Source organism: Stenotrophomonas pavanii (assembly GCF_900101175.1).
Lineage (GTDB): Bacteria > Pseudomonadota > Gammaproteobacteria > Xanthomonadales > Xanthomonadaceae > Stenotrophomonas > Stenotrophomonas pavanii.
In genome coordinates, this window is sequence record NZ_FNFQ01000002.1 from 182,504 (window position 1) to 199,068 (window position 16,565).

The 16,565-nt window shown below is 67.2% G+C and carries 17 protein-coding genes; 10 read left to right on the forward strand and 7 right to left on the reverse strand.

What is annotated here, in order from left to right:
- The first annotated feature begins 18 nt into the window (after positions 1-18).
- From BLS66_RS20715 to BLS66_RS04310, 7 genes are read left to right on the forward strand one after another with little or no spacing between them, the layout of a single operon-like run.
- The gene (locus BLS66_RS20715; protein ID WP_167357698.1) at positions 19-306 is read left to right on the forward strand and encodes a hypothetical protein; all 288 of its coding nucleotides are present in this window, start codon (positions 19-21) and stop codon (positions 304-306) included.
- Complete coding sequence (locus BLS66_RS04285) at positions 299-1,624, forward strand: polysaccharide lyase 6 family protein (RefSeq protein WP_244152947.1); 1,326 nt, start codon at positions 299-301, stop codon at positions 1,622-1,624. Before BLS66_RS20715 ends, BLS66_RS04285 begins: the two co-directional genes overlap by 8 nt.
- Complete coding sequence (locus tag BLS66_RS04290; protein ID WP_074725178.1) at positions 1,621-3,849, forward strand: oligoalginate lyase; 2,229 nt, start codon at positions 1,621-1,623, stop codon at positions 3,847-3,849. The genes BLS66_RS04285 and BLS66_RS04290 overlap by 4 nt, the downstream gene beginning before the upstream one ends.
- The gene (locus BLS66_RS04295) at positions 3,846-5,150 is read left to right on the forward strand and encodes an MFS transporter (RefSeq protein ID WP_074725179.1); all 1,305 of its coding nucleotides are present in this window, start codon (positions 3,846-3,848) and stop codon (positions 5,148-5,150) included. Before BLS66_RS04290 ends, BLS66_RS04295 begins: the two co-directional genes overlap by 4 nt.
- A gap of 46 nt (positions 5,151-5,196) precedes the next feature.
- The gene (locus BLS66_RS04300) at positions 5,197-5,949 is read left to right on the forward strand and encodes an SDR family NAD(P)-dependent oxidoreductase (RefSeq protein WP_074725180.1); all 753 of its coding nucleotides are present in this window, start codon (positions 5,197-5,199) and stop codon (positions 5,947-5,949) included.
- A gap of 21 nt (positions 5,950-5,970) precedes the next feature.
- Positions 5,971-7,158: a GDSL-type esterase/lipase family protein gene (locus BLS66_RS04305; protein WP_074725181.1), complete on the forward strand. Its 1,188-nt coding sequence runs from the start codon at positions 5,971-5,973 to the stop codon at positions 7,156-7,158.
- A gap of 10 nt (positions 7,159-7,168) precedes the next feature.
- Entirely contained in the window at positions 7,169-8,188 is a 1,020-nt protein-coding gene (locus tag BLS66_RS04310; protein ID WP_049467222.1) for a sugar kinase, read from the forward strand.
- Between the two features lie 17 nt (positions 8,189-8,205).
- Here the strand turns inward: BLS66_RS04310 and BLS66_RS04315 are convergent, their stop codons facing one another.
- A complete protein-coding gene (locus tag BLS66_RS04315; RefSeq protein WP_244152948.1) occupies positions 8,206-9,060 on the reverse strand; it encodes a retropepsin-like aspartic protease in 855 nt (284 codons plus the stop codon).
- A gap of 314 nt (positions 9,061-9,374) precedes the next feature.
- Positions 9,375-10,949 carry a S15 peptidase family protein gene (locus BLS66_RS04320; protein WP_074725183.1) on the reverse strand — a complete coding sequence of 525 codons (1,575 nt, stop codon included), beginning with the start codon at positions 10,947-10,949 and terminating at the stop codon, positions 9,375-9,377.
- Positions 10,950-11,107: 158 nt separating this feature from the next.
- On the opposite strand from BLS66_RS04320, the gene BLS66_RS04325 reads away from it, so the two are divergent.
- Together BLS66_RS04325 and BLS66_RS04330 are read left to right on the forward strand one after the other, a co-directional pair.
- Positions 11,108-12,121 carry a DUF4034 domain-containing protein gene (locus BLS66_RS04325; protein WP_074725184.1) on the forward strand — a complete coding sequence of 338 codons (1,014 nt, stop codon included), beginning with the start codon at positions 11,108-11,110 and terminating at the stop codon, positions 12,119-12,121.
- Between the two features lie 310 nt (positions 12,122-12,431).
- On the forward strand, positions 12,432-13,172 hold the full coding sequence (locus BLS66_RS04330) for a DNA/RNA non-specific endonuclease (RefSeq protein WP_049467217.1): 741 nt from the start codon (positions 12,432-12,434) through the stop codon (positions 13,170-13,172).
- Between the two features lie 18 nt (positions 13,173-13,190).
- Here the strand turns inward: BLS66_RS04330 and BLS66_RS04335 are convergent, their stop codons facing one another.
- The gene (locus BLS66_RS04335; protein WP_244152949.1) at positions 13,191-13,682 is read right to left on the reverse strand and encodes a hypothetical protein; all 492 of its coding nucleotides are present in this window, start codon (positions 13,680-13,682) and stop codon (positions 13,191-13,193) included.
- 85 nt (positions 13,683-13,767) lie between these two features.
- Between BLS66_RS04335 and BLS66_RS04340 the strand changes: the two genes are divergently transcribed.
- Positions 13,768-14,463: an HAD family hydrolase gene (locus tag BLS66_RS04340; protein ID WP_049467213.1), complete on the forward strand. Its 696-nt coding sequence runs from the start codon at positions 13,768-13,770 to the stop codon at positions 14,461-14,463.
- 7 nt (positions 14,464-14,470) lie between these two features.
- On the opposite strand, the gene BLS66_RS04345 is transcribed toward BLS66_RS04340, so the two are convergent.
- From BLS66_RS04345 to BLS66_RS04360, 4 genes are read right to left on the reverse strand one after another with little or no spacing between them, the layout of a single operon-like run.
- Positions 14,471-14,701 carry a hypothetical protein gene (locus BLS66_RS04345; RefSeq protein ID WP_049467211.1) on the reverse strand — a complete coding sequence of 77 codons (231 nt, stop codon included), beginning with the start codon at positions 14,699-14,701 and terminating at the stop codon, positions 14,471-14,473.
- Positions 14,698-15,123 (reverse strand): VOC family protein, encoded by a 426-nt coding sequence (locus tag BLS66_RS04350; RefSeq protein WP_057494839.1) that lies wholly within the window; start codon positions 15,121-15,123, stop codon positions 14,698-14,700. The genes BLS66_RS04345 and BLS66_RS04350 overlap by 4 nt, the downstream gene beginning before the upstream one ends.
- Before the next feature lie 10 nt (positions 15,124-15,133).
- Entirely contained in the window at positions 15,134-15,595 is a 462-nt protein-coding gene (locus tag BLS66_RS04355) for a helix-turn-helix domain-containing protein (RefSeq protein WP_074725185.1), read from the reverse strand.
- Entirely contained in the window at positions 15,592-16,518 is a 927-nt protein-coding gene (locus BLS66_RS04360) for a LysR substrate-binding domain-containing protein (protein WP_049467206.1), read from the reverse strand. Before BLS66_RS04360 ends, BLS66_RS04355 begins: the two co-directional genes overlap by 4 nt.
- Positions 16,519-16,565: the final 47 nt, after the last annotated feature.

The following is a 16,565-nucleotide window of genomic DNA, read 5'->3' on the forward strand; positions in this document are numbered from 1 at the left end:
CAGCTTCGGCATGCGGACATGAAATTGTCAACCAACTGGTCTGTTCTTTTTCGAATGCCTTTGTTTCATACCAATCAACGGCAATTTAATGTGCTAACGCAGCATGACTTTGCGCATCCACTGGCTTACAAAGGTCCCGCAACTGGTCCGCACCCCATCCCTGAAACGACGGCGCGGCCGTCTCTGGAAGGACACCATGCGCAGTACACGCCTTTCGCGCCACCCGACCTCTCTTTGCCTGACCACAGCCCTGGCATTTTGCCTGACCACTTTGCCGGCAACCGCCGCAAGCTGGCTCGTGCATGACGCTGCGGAGTTCGACACGGCCGCCGCGTCGTTACAGCCGGGTGACGAAATCGTGCTGGCCGATGGCACCTGGACCGACACCCGGCTGTTGCTGAAGGGCCAGGGAACCGCCGCCGCGCCGATCGTGCTGCGGGCGCAGACCCCGGGCAAGGTGATCCTCAGCGGGCAGTCGGACCTGCGCCTGGCCGGCAGCTACCTGCAGGTGTCCAACCTGGTGTTCCGCAACGGCTACACACCGGGCGACGCGGTGGTGGCGTTCCGCGAATCCAGCAAGGCGGTGGCCAGCCACAGCCAGGTGAGCGGCCTGGTCATCGACAACTACACCAACCCGGACCCCGGCGACCAGGACTACTGGGTATCGCTGTATGGCAGCCACAACCGGCTGGACCATAGCCAGCTGCGTGGCAAGACCAACGCGGGGCCCACCGTGGTGGTAGTGCGCGATGCCACGCAGGGCCTGGACAACCAGCACCGCATCGACCACAACTGGTTCGGCCCACGCCCTGCGCTGGGCGTCAACGGCGGTGAAACCCTCCGCATCGGCACCAGTGACACCTCGCTGAGCGCTTCCAACAGCACGGTGGAGAACAACTGGTTTGAAGGCTGCGACGGCGAAACCGAGATCATCAGCAGCAAATCCGGGGGCAACACCTATCGCGGCAACGTGTTCTACCGCTCTGCCGGCGCACTCACACTGCGCCATGGCAACGGCAACCGGGTGATCGACAACGTCTTCCTCGGCGATGACAAGGCCGGTACCGGGGGCGTGCGCATCATCAACGGCGATCAGATCGTCAGCAACAACTATTTCGAACGCCTGGCCGGATCCAGCAACCGCTCCGCGCTGGCCGTCATGGATGGACAGGCCGATCCCCCGCTGTCCGGTTACGCACCGGTAGTGAATGCCACGATCAGCCGCAATACCTTCGTGGATGTGGCCAAGATCAGCTTCGGCGTGGGCCATGATGAAGCCAAGGGCATCGTGGTGGCCGCCAGCAACAGCCGCTTCAGCGCCAACCTGATCGTCAATCGCACCAGCAGGAATCCGCCCAACACGGCCAGCTCGCTGGCCGGCATCACCTTCAGTGGCAACGTGCAGTCACCGGCGGCCAGCAGCGTGTTTCCCGCCGGGGTGGAAGGCCGCAGCGTCAGCCTGCTGCAGGCTGGCAGCGGGTTGTGGGTTGCCACGCCTGCGCTGCCCCAGGTGGGCGCCGATCCTGCCTTGGCGATGACCGCGCGCGAGGCGACCGGCGTGGACTGGTATCCCAAGGTGGGCGAGGTTGCCCTGTCACGCGTCAGCACCGGAGTTGATCGATGAGGTTGCAGCCGCTGTTCGTTGCCCTGGCCCTGGCGGCCCCCTTCGCCCTGCTGCCGGCCACGCCGCTGCTGGCAGCGCCCGCTGCCGCTGCGCGGCAGGCCGACACCGCGCCGGTGCTGGTCACTGCCGCGCAATGGCAGCAGATGGCCAGCGAAGGCAGTCGTTACCCGTGGTTCGCCAAGGAGCAGGCGCGCACCGAGGCAACACTGAAGAAGATGATGAAGGCCGGCATCGACGTGCCGGTACCGAAGGACAAGGGCGGCGGACGCACCCATGAACAGCACAAGCGCAATTACCAGGCCCTGCTCGCGGCCGGCACGTTGTATCGGCTGACCGGTGACAGGGCCTACGTGGACTACGCGCGCGACATGCTGCTGCAGTATGCCCGGCTCTACCCGACGCTGGGCCCGCATCCCGAAGGCCGTGGGCAGATCCCCGGACGCGTCTTCTGGCAGGTGCTGAACGATTCGGTGTGGCTGGTCAACGCCATCCAGGGCTACGACGCGATCCGTGACGCGCTGTCCGCCGATGACCGCGACACCATCGAATCAAAGGTGTTCCGGCCGATGGCCGGGTTCCTCGCCAGCGAGCCGAAGAACTACGACCAGATCCATAACCACGCCACGTGGGCGGTGGCGGCTACCGGCATGACCGGCTATGTACTGCGCGATCCTGAGCTGGTGGAGAAATCCCTGCGCGGGAGCCAGAAGGATGACCGGTTCGGCTTCCTTCGCCAGATCGACCTGCTGTTCTCACCCGACGGATACTACGAGGAAGGTCCGTACTACCAGCGCTATGCACTGGCGCCGTTCCTGCTGTTCGCCAACGCCATCGAACGCAACGAGCCGCAGCGGAAGATCTTCGCGCGCCGTGATGGCGTACTGCTGAAGGCTGTCGATGCGCTGGTGCAGTCCAGCTATGGCGGCCTGTTCTTCCCGATCAACGATGCCATCCTGGACAAGGGCATCGACACCGAAGAGCTGGTGGCCGGCATCGGCATCGCCTATGCACGCACCGGGGACGACCGACTGCTGTCGGTAGCCCAGCAGCAGAAGCGCCTGCTGTTGTCGCCCGAGGGCCTGCAGGTGGCGCAGGCACTGGCCGCGAACAGGGCCAGGCCCTTCGATTACCACCCGATGCTGCTGCGCGATGGTCCCGACGGCGACCGTGGCGGCCTGGCGATCCTGCGCATGAACGGCGAACGCGGCCAGGCGCTGGTGCAGAAGGACACCCTGCAGGGGATGGGACATGGCCACTTCGACAAGCTCAACTGGCTGTTCTACGACAACGGCAATCCGGTGGTGACCGATTACGGCGCCGCCCGCTTCCTCAACGTGGAAGCCAAGCGTGGCGGCATCTACCTGGCCGAGAACCGCAGCTGGGCCAAGCAGACGGTGGCCCACAACACCCTGGTGGTGGACGAGCAGAGCCACTTCCAGGGCGACTGGAAGCGCGGCGAGGCGCATGCCCCGCAGGTGCGCTTCTTCCAGGCCGACGCCGATACCCAGGTCGCCTCGGCGAGCATGCGTGACGCCTACCCCGGCGTGGCGTTCACCCGCACCCAGGCACTGCTGCGCCACCCCGACCTGGGCCTGCCGGTGGTGCTGGACCTGCTGCAGGTCCACGGCGAAAAGGCCGCACGCTACGACCTGCCGCTACACTTCAACGGCCACATCGTCACCACCGGCTTCGAGGCCGCGCACTTCCCCGCCCAGCGCCCGGTGCTGGGCAAGGACAACGGCTACCAGCACCTGTGGCTGGACGCACGCAGCGCGCCCGGCAGCGAACCGCGTTCGCTGGCGTGGCTGCTGGATGGGCGCTTCTACACCTACCGCTTCGGCAGCAGCGCGCCGGCACAGGCGCTGCTGGTGGAGAGCGGCGCGAACGATCCGGAGTTCAACCTGCGCCGTGAGCCGGCCCTGCTGCAGCGCGTGGATGGCCAGAAGGACGTCACCTTCTTCAGCGTGCTGGAACCCCATGGCGAGTACAACGGCACCGCCGAGTACGTGCACGGTGCGGACAGCCGCATCAAGGCGATCGTGCGCGGCCGCGGCAGCGACGCCGAAGTGATCGAACTGCGCCTGGCCAGCGGTGCACGCATCGCCCTCGGGGTGGCCGACGACAGCAGCGCCCAGGGCGAGCACAGCGTGACCATCGACGGCCACGCCTATCGATGGAGCGGCAGCCACGCGCGCATGGACCGCAGCAAGGGGGACGGCGAATGAACGGCCCTGCGGCGGTGGCCAACCTGCGCAAGGTGCCGGTGCGTTCAGCAGTACGCTGGCTGATCGTGGGCCTGATCGCCGTGGCTACGGTCATCAACTACATCGACCGCAACGCCCTGGCCGTGATGTGGCCGGAAATCGCCAGGGAAGTGGGCGCGACCAAGGACGACTATGCCCTGCTGGTAACGGTGTTCATGCTGTTCTACGCCACCGGGCAGTTCCTGTTCGGTCGCCTGTTCGACATGATCGGCACACGCCTGGGCTTCGCCCTGTCGATCAGCGTATGGTCGATCTCCATCGCCCTGCACGCGATCACCCATTCGATGCTGTCCTTCAGCCTGGTGCGGGCGATGCTCGGCATCAGCGAAGCGGGTGCGTGGCCGGGCGCGGTGAAGGCCAACGCCGAATGGTTCCCGGCGCGCGAGCGCGCGTTGGCGCAGGGCGTGTTCAATGCCGGCGCGTCGATCGGCGCGATCGTCTCCGCACCGGCCATCGCCGGCCTGTACCTGTGGCTGGGCTGGCGTGGCACCTTCGTGCTGGTCGGCGCGATCGGCTTCCTGTGGCTGTTGCCGTGGCTGTTGGTCTACCGCGCCGGGCCGGACAAGCATCCGTGGGTGAGCGATGCCGAGCGCCGCCTGATCCTGGAAGACCAGGCCGGGCGGCAGGCGCAGGCAACGCCCAAGGCCAGCGTGCGCGCGCTGCTGGCCCATCGGCAGAGCTGGGGCATGCTGGCCTGCCGCTTCCTGCTGGACCCCATCTGGTGGTTGTTCGTGTCCTGGCTGCCGATCTATCTCGCTGAAACCTTCGGTTTCGACATCAAGCAGATCGGCCTGTTCGCCTGGGTGCCATTCGTAGGCGCGATGTTGGGCAGCCTCGGGGGTGGCTGGCTGTCCGGGCGCCTGATCCGCGCCGGGTACAGCGTGGACCGCGCGCGCAAGCTGGCGATCACCTTGGGCTGCGTGATCATGGCCCCCGCCCTGCTGGGCGCGGTGCTGGCCAACCAGCCGCTGCTTGCGGTACTGGCGATCGCCGCGGTGCTGTTTGGATTCCAGGTGGCCATCGGCAACATCCAGACCCTGCCGGGTGACCTGTTCGACGGCCGGTCGGTTGGCACCCTCGCTGGCCTGGGCGGCCTGGCCGCAGTGGCCGGCACTCTCATCACCACCTGGCTGGTGCCGGTGCTGACCCGTCATTCCTACGCCCCGATCTTCATCCTCGTCGCCGCACTGGTGCCACTGTCGCTGGCCGCGCTGTGGTGGTGGACCGGGCCGATCCACAAGCTCGACCGCCGCGTCGGCTGAGCCCGCGTCTCCCTTTCATTCCCCCGCAAACCAAGGAGTTTTCCGCATGTCGTTCCAGGACAAGGTGGCCATTGTCACCGGTGGTGGCCGCGATATCGGCCGCGCCGTCTCGCTCAAACTGGCCGCTGCCGGTGCACGCGTCTGCATCAACTACGCCAATGATGAAGCCAGTGCCCAGGAAACACTGGCACAGATCCGCGCGGCAGGTGGCCAGGCCATGGTGCACCGCGCCGATGTCACCGATGCCACAGCCGTGGCCGGCCTGGTCGCAGCGGCGCAGGCCGCCTTCGGCACGCGCATCGACCTGCTGGTGAACGTGGCCGGCGGCATGGTGCAGCGTCGTCCGCTGGCCGAGATCGATCCAGCGTTCTTCCACGCCGTGATGGACCTGAACCTCACCTCAACCTACCTGACCACGCACGCAGTGGTGCCGCACATGGGCGAAGGCGCAGCGATCGTCAACTTCGCCTCCCAGGCCGGCCGCGATGGCGGCGGCCCAGGCGCGTCGATCTACGCGACGGCCAAGGCCGCAGTGATGACCTTTACCCGCGCCATGGCCAAGGAACTGGGACCGAGGGGCATCCGGGTCAATGCCCTGTGCTGCGGCATGATCGCCACCCGCTTCCACGACGAATTCACCAAGCCGGAGGTGCGCAGCGCCGTCGCCGGCGCCACCCCGCTGCGCCGCCAGGGCATGCCGGAAGAAGCGGCTGACGCGGCGGTGTTCCTGGCTTCGGATGCGGCGGCGTTCATCACCGGTGCGAACCTGGACGTCAACGGCGGCACCTACTTCTCCTGACACCTGACCGGACTCCTGCCCATGCAGCGCTGGACACTTCTGTTTTCATTGACGCTCTGCTCCGCCATGACGGCGCCCGCTGTGTGGGCCGCACCCGTGTGGGTCACTGCCTGGACGGCAGCGCCCGCGCCCGACCGCAAGGACGGAACGTCCGATGCGCCGGTACAGTTCGCCGCACAGACCGTGCGCCAGGACATGCGCATTGGCAGCCGTGGCGATGCGCTGCGGCTGCGCATCAGCAACGAGCTCGGCACGGCGCCCTTGCGGGTCGAGGACCTTCGCGTGGGAGTGAAGAACGGCAAGGCCGCACCGCTGCCGGTAACGGTTGATGGCCGCGCAGCCATTGAAGTGCCGGTGGGTGCCGCGCTGCTGAGCGACCCGGTGCGGATGCCGGTGGCGGCGCTGCAGGAGATCAGCGTGAGTGCCTATTTCCCGCAGCCTACGCGTCCCTCGGTACGCCGCACCGAACTGCGGGTCGTGGACGGCAGGCAGGCGACCGTCGCCGACAGCGTACGGCTGAGCTACCAGCAGAACGTGTTCTCGGCCGTCATGGTGCAACGCGCCGAACGCCCGCAGGTGATCGTGGCGCTCGGCGACTCGATCACGGAAGGCGCCACTGCGCGACGCGGCACCTTCAACCAGTGGCCGGAACGGTTGGCGCAGCGCCTGCAGCAGGCATGTCCTGATCGCTTTGTCGTGCTCAATCAGGGCATCAGCGGCAACAAGCTGCTCGACCCTGGCCGCAGCCACAGCGGGCTGTCCCGCCTGGATCGCGATGTGATTGCAGTGGCCGACGCCGATCAGGTGATCCTGCTGGAAGGCATCAATGACATCCGCCACGGTGGCGGCGCCCAGCCAGTACCCGGACGCAACGCGGCGGACATGATGCAGGGCTATCAGCAGGTTGCGACGCGACTGCATGCGCACGGCATCCGCGCCTGGCTGGGCACACTGACCCCGTTCGGCGGTTCCGAGCGCTACGAGCCCGTGTCGGCGGCGACCCGCATCACGATCAACCAGTGGGCACGCGCCGGCAACAGCGGCTTCGATGGCATCGTCGATTTCGATGCCGCCCTGCGTGACCCGAAGGCCGCGGAATCGTTGCCCAGCGACATCACCCGCGACCATCTGCATCCCAACGACGAAGGCTACCGGCGCATGGCCGATGCCATCGATCTGCGCATGCTGGGCTGCACCACCCCCGAGTGAGAGAGAACCGATGAGCCGCGTCGTTTGTTTCGGTGAGTTGCTGCTGCGCCTGGGCGCGCCCGGTCGTGAACTGCTGCTGCAGACGCCGCAGCTGCAGGTGCATGTGGGGGGCGCCGAGGCCAACGTCGCGGTCTCGCTGGCCCACCTTGGCCACGAGGTGCAGATGGTCAGCACGGTACCTGCCAACGCGCTGGGCTGGCACGCCGTGGCCGAGTTGCGGCGACATGGCGTGGGCGTGGCCGGCGTGCGTGAAGTGGAGAATGAACGCATGGGCCTGTACTTCCTGGCAACCGGCGCGGTGCAGCGGGCCAGTGAAGTGGTGTACGACCGGGCCGGGTCCGCATTCGAAAACAGCAGCGCCAAGGATCATCCGTGGCCTGCTCTGCTGTCCGGCGCGCACCTGCTGCATGTCTCGGGCGTGAGCCCGGCGCTGGGCGCCAACGTGGCCGAGTCGGTGCTGGGTGCCGTGCATGCGGCTCGCGCGGCCGGTGTCCGGGTATCGTTCGACGGCAATTACCGTCCCTCGCTGTGGCGACGCTGGGACGGCGACGCCGCGGCGATCCTGCGCGAGCTCTTCGCCGGGGCGGACATCGTCTTTGCCGATCACCGGGATATTGAACGGGTGTTGGGGCTGCACTTTGCGCAGGACGATGCGGTCGCCCGAACCGTAGCGGCTGCGGCCGCCGCGTTTGCCGCCTTCCCGCACCTGCAGTGGCTGGCCTGCACCCAGCGCGACGTGGTGAGTGCCGACCATCACCGCCTGGGCGCGCTTCTGTTGGGACGCGACGGGACGCGGGCGCAGGCACCACCGCGCCCCCTGCCTGGCATCGTCGACCGGATCGGCGGCGGCGACGCGTTCGCTGCCGGCATCCTGCACGGATTGCTGTCCGGATTCGACGCGGAAAGCACGGTGGCGTTCGGACTGGCGTCAGGCGCCTTGAAGCACTCCATCCCCGGCGACTTCAACCCGGTCGCTGAGGCGCAGGTGCTGGCGCTGCTGGACAATGCAGGCGCAGATGTCCGGCGCTGAACGCACAACGCGCTCGCTCATTCCGGCCGATGGGTGGCCGAGCGCCGATTCGGCCGCAGATAGATGGCACCGGAACGGGTGTCCAGCATGATGGTGAACTGCTGCAGGATTTCGCTGCCGAGCGTCCCATCGCCACTGGAACCGTCGTCGTCGATCGTGATCGACGCCTTCGCCCCGTTCAGCGGCAGGGCCGAAATGGCGACCACGGGTACCCTGACATCCACCGCACGGATCTTGCGCCCGGCGCTGCCGCTGAACTGTGATGTGCCCAACCGCTCCGGAAATGCCTGCTGCAGATGATGGCGGGCGCCGAATGCGTAGGTCAGGTCGATGCTGCCATTGCTGCCAGTGTCCAGCGCAAGCCAGGGAGCAAAAGCATCGCTGCCGTTGCCGAGCGTGACCTGGACAGCCGGGGTATTGTCGATCCAGCGCGCGTGGGCCTGGGTATACCCGGTGAGATCAGGAAGCGCGTCGTGCACGCGCAGCAGGCTGCGGTCGTAGTCGATCTCCAGCACCTTGCCCTGGAAGAACGTCCAGCCCAGGACCGCATCGAAGGGCCGACCCTGGTAGTCGACCACTACGGCTCCCATCGGCTTCCGCACCGGACCGACCTGGACGACGTTGTGTGTGCTGTAGTCGAGGAACGTGACACCGTCGGAGCCGGTGTTCTCGCTCCGGTCATCAATGACCAGTTTCGCGTCCTGCTGGATGCGCCGGGCCACCGCCACGGCCGAGGCGCCGGTATCGACGAGAAAGCGCAGCGGTCGCGAGCCGTTGATCGTGCCCTCGACATAGATCCGGTGATCCTTGCCCTGCTCGAAGGGAATGTCGGTGACCACAGCACCCGCCGCGGGAGCCACCAGCAGGAGCATCGTGCATTGGAACGCAGTACGTGGCAGTGGGCGCATCGAAGGGGTCCTTCCTCCAGTGGAGCCGCAGCGGATGCCGTGCTCATGGCGGGTTGGATGCCGCTGCCGGCAGAAAGGTTTAATGCACCCGCACAGCGGCGCCCGCAGTCCAGCAGGACCTGATCACTGTCCGGAGAGCCACGCCTCCAGCGCTGCCGTGTCCCTCATGTCGCCTTCATGGCGGCAATCCGGAACATCACTCCTTGCCCGGAAGCAACACCAGTGGCGCAGTCTTCCAGCCCAAAGGAACGCGCCCGCCCCAGCGGGCGCGCCCTGCTTCAATGCAGGGGTACCTTCAGCACCGACGGCGCGTTGGCCGGGGAACTGAAAGTCAGCGTACCGCCCAGCTGGCTGATGCCCGCATAGCGCAGGTCCACGGTATCCACCACCAGGGTCAGGCGGCTGCCGGCCGGAATGTTCCAGCTGCTGGCTTCCAATCGCAGGTCGATGGTCCTGGGCTGGCCCGGCGTTGCACCCCGCAGGGTGTACGGCTTGTGGCTGATCAGCTGGCCATTGCCCAGCACGTCCTCGGCATAGAGATAGGCATACAGCGTGGTGTCGGCGCGGCTTGGCGTGACCGTCATCCGTACTTCCGGCGCGCCATCCAGACGGCGTGCACCCCAGTACACCGGCCCCTGCCAGACACCGGCGGCGTTGCGGCCGACGAACGGCACATAGGCGCCTGGCGGCAGGTTGATCATCTGCAGCGCGCCCGATGCCATCACCACGCCGGAGTTGGCGGCCGTCAGCAGGCCGCTGCCGATGCGGTAGCTCCAGCCGGTGCCGCCCCCGTTCGCCGCCAATCCGCCGGTGGGCTGCAGCAGCCCGCTCGGCGCGGTCAGCCCGTAGCTGACGGCACCCGTCTGCGTCGCCTGCCAGTCCGGATAGTGGCTCCAGCTGCCCTTCTGAGACTTCAGCTGCACCGGCGCCTGGCGCTCGATGCCATTGGCTTCACCCTTCAGGTAGTGATCGAACCAGTCGCCCACGGCCGCATACACCTCGTTGGGAATGCCGAACGCGCCAAGGGCCTCGTTCAGCGCGTGGTCGCCATGGCGCAGCTGCAGCTGCTTGGGTCCCTTCAGCCCGTTGAAAAAGTCCACCAGCTGGCCCGGCGGGAACAGGCTGTCGTTGAAGGCGTTGGCCAGGAACACCGCAGGCCGGTGGGCGTTGATCTCATCCAGGCTGGCCGCCGGGCTGCGCTGCGCCGCCACCGGCAGCAATGACTCTACCGCCCCCTGATAGTTGCCGACCAGCACATTGCGGTTGATGGTGGCCAGTTCCGCCCCGGGGCGGCCAGTGGCCAGCCCTGCGGCCACCAACAGGGCGATGCCCTGCGCGCTGGGGGTGTCGTTGCTGTACAGCGACGCCTGCAGGTCAGCCCAGCCGCTCAGCGCCGCAACCGCCTTGATGCGCGGGTCGCGCGCTGCGGCCAGCAGGCTGGTGCCGGCGCCGTAGGAGATGCCCGAGACACCGATTTTTGCTGGATCGGCCCGGGTGTTGGCCAGCGCCCAGTCGATCAGGGCGCTGACATCCTCCACCGTGGCGGGCCCGGCGATGTCGATGCTGCCACCCGACTCCCAGAAGCCGCGCGAGCTGTAGCTGATGACTACATAGCCGCGCTGCGCCAGCGACTGCGCCACCCCCACGTACTCCGCGCTGGGGACCGCCCAGCTGCTGGGCATCACCAGCAGCGGATAGCACCCAACGCCGCCGTCCTGGGGTTCGATGACGAAGGCCCCGAGGGGCGTGCCATCCCAGCCCGGGAGGGTGCGATGGGTGGTCTTGACCGTGGCCGCATGGGCCGTGGGCGCCAGCCCGGTCAGCAGGATCAACAGCAGCAATACCTTGCGCATCGTCGTCTCTCCCCGTCGGTGGTGGTGCAACGGATCGGACCGTACCAGTGCGCATGGTGGCTGGCACCTTGCGACGCAGCATGGCGCAAATCGCGACTTGCTATGCTTCGCGGCACTGCGGGCCCTCCGCAGGCTCCCACCAAAGCAAGGACGCCCCGATGCGCAGGATGCTCTTCGCAGGCACGCTATCCAGCGTGGCCTGTCTGTTCGCCCCCTCTGTGATGGCGGAAGATGCCCCCGAACCAACCGACGACTGCGCGGAGATTGCGCGGCTGATGGCCAGCGACGACTTTGCCGCACTCGACGCGATGGCCGCGCGTTTCCGCAAGGGCGAGCTCAACGCCGCCGGCCAATCCAGGCTCGGCCGTTTCTACATCTGCATGTCGCGTGCAATCGGCACGTCGCGGCAGGAGGTGCAGGCCTGGAACGACTGGTCTGCATGGCCCGCGCGCTGGGTTCAGCACGCGCCGAAGTCGCCGGCGGCGCACCTGATCACCGCACGAATTCCACTCAATCTGGCCTGGAGCTACCGTGGCAACGGATACGCCAACACCGTCAACGCCGAAGACTGGGCTCAGTTCCATGAGTACAACGCGGTTTCGCGGGCCTATCTGCAATCACATGAGGACGTTGCCGGCGTCGACCCGTTCTGGCACGAGATGAGCGTGCTGATCGCGCTGCGCGAAAGCGCGGATGACGACGAAATGCTGGCGCTCGTCGATCGCGCAGCGAAGGCCTTCCCCGACTACGAGCCACTGCACCTCATTGCTATGGAGCACTTCACGCCGGCCTGGGGCGGCAGCGCGCAGAAGATGGAAGCCTTCGCTCGGCACTCGATGGCGAGTGCGCCGAAGAGGAAACGGGCCATGCGCTACGCACGGCTGTACTGGTCCGCCACCGGGTACTCGGCCGATCACTTCCGCGCAGCGAATCCCGATTGGCCGCTGATGCGCCAGGGACTGGACGAAATCGCCCAGCGTTACCCGACCATCGACAACCTGGAATCGATCGTCCGCTATGCCTGCCTGGCACGCGACAGCGACGCACTCGTCCGCTGGAATCGTTTGTGGTTGAGCCGAAGCGGTTTCGGCGAGGCGGCCATTGCGCACTCGACCGAGCAAAGCAAGGCCGCATGCCTGGCGCCGGACGAGGGACCGGAAGCGTCCTTTTGATGCCCGCCGCCGAAGGTTCAGTCCGCAGCTTGCACATCCAGCGGGCGCCTAGCACGCGCGCATGTCAGCCACCGGCCGCGTGATCTGACACCTCTCCAGTGCTTGCGGGCGGTCACAGCTTCGTCTTTTCGTCGTTGACCGAAAGACGACAGCTTGTGACGCTTACGACACCGCAGGGCTGATGGCCCAACAGCGCGGTCAAGTCCCACCGCAATCCGCAGCACCCGTCTCCGCAGCATCTCCGCATGACCTTGCCACGGCCAGGGCGTGACGGGTGGCTGCGTCCTGAATCTTCTGCCGGAGAACCGCAATGCGCCTTGCAAGCTTCTTCCTCGCGTTCGTCCTCAGCGCCGTCGCCGGCGCTGCCCAGGCCCAGGTGGTCACCCTCAACAAGGGTGGCTTCGTGCTCACCTATGACTGCAGCATCCACAGCGCCACCCGCTATGAGTACACGCTCACGGCCGATACCGGCTCCGCCGCACGGCCGTCCAGCTTCTACAAGGACCCGGACCTGCCGGCCGGCTGCCTGGGCCAGACCAGCACCGCGTCCTATGCCAGCATCAAGTCCGGTTATGACCGTGGCCACCTGGTCACGTCCAACCACATGGACTACGACGCGACCTACATCCGCCGCGCCAACTACATGACCAACATCGTGCCGCAGGTGTCCAGCTTCAACCAGGGCATCTGGGTGAAGGCCGAGAACGTGGCCGAGTGCTACCGCGACATCGCGCCGGTGGACGTCTACGGTGGCGTGGTGTACGGCGATGCTGCCAACGACTATTTCCTGGCCAGCCACGGCATCCCGACGCCGGAGTTCTTCTGGAAAACGATCATCACCCGCGACCCGAACACCGGCACCGCCAAGGCGATCAGCTGGATCATCCCCAACGAGGCCAACCTGGGCAGCCTGGACAACTACCTGGTGACGATCGCCGATCTGGAGGAACTGCTGGGCGCCAGCTACGTGGCGATCAACGCACCGGCCTCGCTGAAGAACATGCTGCCGGCCACCACCTGGCCGCAGCCGGCCGGGTGTGACCTGGGCTGATCGGCGGGTAGAGGAACGTCACGATGCCTGTGCGCGCAGCCATCGTGACGCCAGCACTCTGGCGAACAGGAACTGCAGTACGGCGCCGATGAGCACGGCCAAGGCAAGCCCGCGCCCGATCGTCGGTACCCCAGCGGACAGCATTCGCAGCAGATACGCCACGCCGGCCAGGCTGATCAGCAGGGAGGTAGCAAGCAGGACCAGCGACACCACCATCGTGCGCACCATCGATGCGGGTCGCGGTGACAGCTCGCTGGCCCAAAGGCCGGCAAACGTGGCCAGTGCGCAGCACACCAGCACGATCAGGCTGGCAATCTGCAACTGCGCGGGCCCATCGAAAACCGGCATGATGAACTCGCCAGGCGAGATTGCCGCAGGCAAGTGCAACGCCAGGATGGGAAGCACGCAGCTACCGGCCACCAGCGTCACCGCGCCGGCGATGCTGGCACTGATGAGGTGATGGTGCACGCCCTCGGCACGGATGCGCCGCTGCATCAGCAGCGCCGGCACCAAGGCCTGTGGCTAGCGTGCCCTGCCCGCCCTCCTGTGGGAAAATGACGCGTACGTCGCCCTTTTGGCTGTTCCGGAGTAGTAGATGTCCCGTTTCCCCTTCGATGCCGTGCTGTTCGACTGTGACGGCGTACTGGTCGATTCCGAGCCACTGGTGGCCCGGGTCCTTTCGGAAATGCTGACCGCTCGCGGCTGGGCGCTGACCCCGGCGCAGGCGGGTGAAGTCTTCCTCGGCCAGTCCGTGGCCCATCTGGCCGGGCTGATCGCAGAGCGCACCGGCAAGCCGTTCACCGAGGAATGGCTGGAGGAGTTCCGCCAGCAGCGCAACCGGGCGCTGGAACGGGATCTGGAGCCGATCCAGGGGGCGCCCGAGGCCGTGCGTGCGATTGCTGCGGCTACCGGTGGCCGCATTGCCTGCGCCTCCGGCGCCGACCTGTTCAAGGTCAAACTGCAGCTGGGCAAGGTTGGCATGCTGGATGCCTTCGGCAACAACGTGTTCAGCGGCCAGGACATGCCGCGGACCAAGCCGCACCCGGACGTGTACCTGGCCGCGGCCGCCGCGCTGGGTGTGGACCCGGCGCGCTGTGCGGTCATCGAGGACACCGTTACCGGCGCCACTGCCGGCGTTGCCGCTGGCGCCACCGTGTTCGGCTTCAGCGAAGGCGGCCCGCACCACAGTACGCCCGAGGCCCTGCGCGCTGCGGGCGCGAAAGTGATCTTCCAGCGCATGGAGCAGCTGCCGGCATTGCTTGCGGCCTACGCCGCCGACGTCGCCGCCTGAGGCGGCCTCAGCCCGCAGCGCCCAGTGCGGCGCTGCGGCGTTTCCCGGCGTAATGCAGCGCGAACAGGTACAGGCCAGTGAACAGCTGCAGGAACAACGGCGGCAGCGGCGAATAGGTGATCCACGCTGCAGGCTCGCCGTGCCCCAGCCCACGCACGGCGAAGTTGGCGATCACCGCCAGGGTGAAGACGATCGAGGTCCAGCGATGCACGGGCCGCGCCCAGCGACCCCGGCTCATGGACGGCGCCTCGCTTCGGAGCGGGCTTCGATCATCTTCCAGCCGTTGCCGGACGGGTCGCGGAACCCCGCATCGATGGCGCCGTAGCGTTCGACCGGTTCCTGGGTGAACTCGACGCCCTTTGCCTGCCATTCCGCGTAGCGCGCGTGGCAGTCCTCCACTGCGAGTACCAGCGGCGGCATCGCCCCCTTGGCGACCAGCTGCTGCAGCGCCTGTGCAGTGGCCGCGTCGTGGGCAGGTGGACCGGGCACGAACAGCCCCAGCTGGAATCCATCCTGGCCGGGGCTGCGTACCGTCAGCCAACGGTAGCTGCCATTGCGCACGTCGGTATGCACTTCGAAGCCGAGCGTGCCGACGTAGAACGCGAGCGCCTCATCCTGGTCGCGTACATACAGGCCGACCGTGTTCACCGTGTTTGTCATGGGACCTCCCTCAGGTGGGGTCCACGTTAGCAACCGCTTGTCGACGTCGCTTCTCCAAAACTGCGGTCTTCAGGTCCGGGCGCTGGGCGGCGCGTGCATGGCATTCCGGCACGCTGGTGGCCCTCGCCTGGCCTGCGCGCTCGCGCTCGCGCACATTGCCCGGGCTGTCACCGGTGATGTCGCGGAAGATGCGGCCAAAGGTACCCAGGCTGCTCCAGCCGGTCTGCGCGGCGATCTCGGTGACCGGAAGATCGGTGTCACGCAACATCGCCACGGCCCGTTCGATGCGGTGGCTGAGCAGGTAACGATGCGGTGGCAGGCCAAAGGCCTGCTTGAACGAGCGCGCGAAATGCGCGGCAGATACGGCACTGACCTCGGCCAGGCGGGCCACTGGCCAGTCCTCGTGACTGGCGTGGTCGATCCGGTCCTTGGCGCGCAGCAGGCGCCGCAGCAGTTCGGGGCTCTGGTTCATGGCAGCCCGGCGCGGGCCAGTTGATGGCGTGCTGCATGCCGCGCTTCGCCGGCCTGCTCGACCAGCCAGTCACGGAATGCAGTGACCTTGGCGCTGCCGCTCCGTGCAGTGGGCGCCACGAACCAGAAGCTGCGCCCGTCGCCGGCCACACCCGGATGTGCCTGCACCAGCCGGCCGCTGTCGAGCTCGGCCTGGAACAGGATCGGCGAGCCGATGGCGATGCCCTGACCTGCGATGGCGGCGCCGATATCCAGATGCTCCACCGCAAAGGGACTGACGAAGCTCTCCTCCGCCGGCGGCGGAACTGCGCCCTGTGCGGAGAACCACAGGGCCCACCAGTCGCGCCGGCCGAGCAGCGGAACGTCCAGCGCCCGGCGACCGAGCCCGGCCGCCGCCGGCAGCAGCGCCGGTGCGCACAGCGGGGTGAAAATGCTGGGGAACAGGGGCGTGGCCTGCAGCCCGGGCCACGCACCCTGCCCGTTGCGGATGGCGGCATCGAAACGCCCGGCGGACAGGTCCTGCGGCTCTGCCGACAGGTCCAGTTCCAGCACAATGCTTCGATGGCGCGCGCGGAAACTGCCCAGACGCGGCGTCAACCAGCTGGTGCCCAGCGTCGGCAGAACGGACAGGCGCAGTCGTGCTGCATCCATGTCAGCGGCACGCATGAAACTGGCGCGCAGCGCGTCGAAGGCCCGGGTGGCCTCCACTGCGACGCTCGCACCGGCGGCGGTCAATTCCACATGCTGTGCATGGCGCAGGAACAGGCAGGTGCCGGTCTGCGCCTCCAGCCGGCGCACGTGATAGCTCACCGATGCTGCGCTGGTATCGAGCTCTTCGGCGGCGCGGGCGAAACTGCCCAGCCGCGCCGCCGCCTCGAAGGCGCGGATGGCGACAAGCGATGGCAGCTGGCGTTGGGTCACCATAAGTGTGGCTTAGCCTGAGCCCCGATATCCGCGTGGTCAATCCCCCT

Excerpts from the sequence above, each read along its gene's own strand:
- BLS66_RS04295 (WP_074725179.1), top strand. The coding sequence starts at position 3,846 with ATGAACGGCCCTGCGGCGGTGGCCAACCTGCGCAAGGTGCCGGTGCGT.
- BLS66_RS04290 (WP_074725178.1), top strand. The coding sequence starts at position 1,621 with ATGAGGTTGCAGCCGCTGTTCGTTGCCCTGGCCCTGGCGGCCCCCTTC.
- BLS66_RS04315 (WP_244152948.1), bottom strand. The coding sequence starts at position 9,060 with ATGCTCCTGCTGGTGGCTCCCGCGGCGGGTGCTGTGGTCACCGACATT.
- BLS66_RS04360 (WP_049467206.1), bottom strand. The coding sequence starts at position 16,518 with ATGGTGACCCAACGCCAGCTGCCATCGCTTGTCGCCATCCGCGCCTTC.
- BLS66_RS04340 (WP_049467213.1), top strand. The coding sequence starts at position 13,768 with ATGTCCCGTTTCCCCTTCGATGCCGTGCTGTTCGACTGTGACGGCGTA.
- BLS66_RS04345 (WP_049467211.1), bottom strand. The coding sequence starts at position 14,701 with ATGAGCCGGGGTCGCTGGGCGCGGCCCGTGCATCGCTGGACCTCGATC.
- BLS66_RS04350 (WP_057494839.1), bottom strand. The coding sequence starts at position 15,123 with ATGACAAACACGGTGAACACGGTCGGCCTGTATGTACGCGACCAGGAT.
- BLS66_RS04300 (WP_074725180.1), top strand. The coding sequence starts at position 5,197 with ATGTCGTTCCAGGACAAGGTGGCCATTGTCACCGGTGGTGGCCGCGAT.
- BLS66_RS04355 (WP_074725185.1), bottom strand. The coding sequence starts at position 15,595 with ATGAACCAGAGCCCCGAACTGCTGCGGCGCCTGCTGCGCGCCAAGGAC.
- BLS66_RS04305 (WP_074725181.1), top strand. The coding sequence starts at position 5,971 with ATGCAGCGCTGGACACTTCTGTTTTCATTGACGCTCTGCTCCGCCATG.
- BLS66_RS04320 (WP_074725183.1), bottom strand. The coding sequence starts at position 10,949 with ATGCGCAAGGTATTGCTGCTGTTGATCCTGCTGACCGGGCTGGCGCCC.
- BLS66_RS04330 (WP_049467217.1), top strand. The coding sequence starts at position 12,432 with ATGCGCCTTGCAAGCTTCTTCCTCGCGTTCGTCCTCAGCGCCGTCGCC.
- BLS66_RS04325 (WP_074725184.1), top strand. The coding sequence starts at position 11,108 with ATGCGCAGGATGCTCTTCGCAGGCACGCTATCCAGCGTGGCCTGTCTG.
- BLS66_RS04310 (WP_049467222.1), top strand. The coding sequence starts at position 7,169 with ATGAGCCGCGTCGTTTGTTTCGGTGAGTTGCTGCTGCGCCTGGGCGCG.
- BLS66_RS20715 (WP_167357698.1), top strand. The coding sequence starts at position 19 with ATGAAATTGTCAACCAACTGGTCTGTTCTTTTTCGAATGCCTTTGTTT.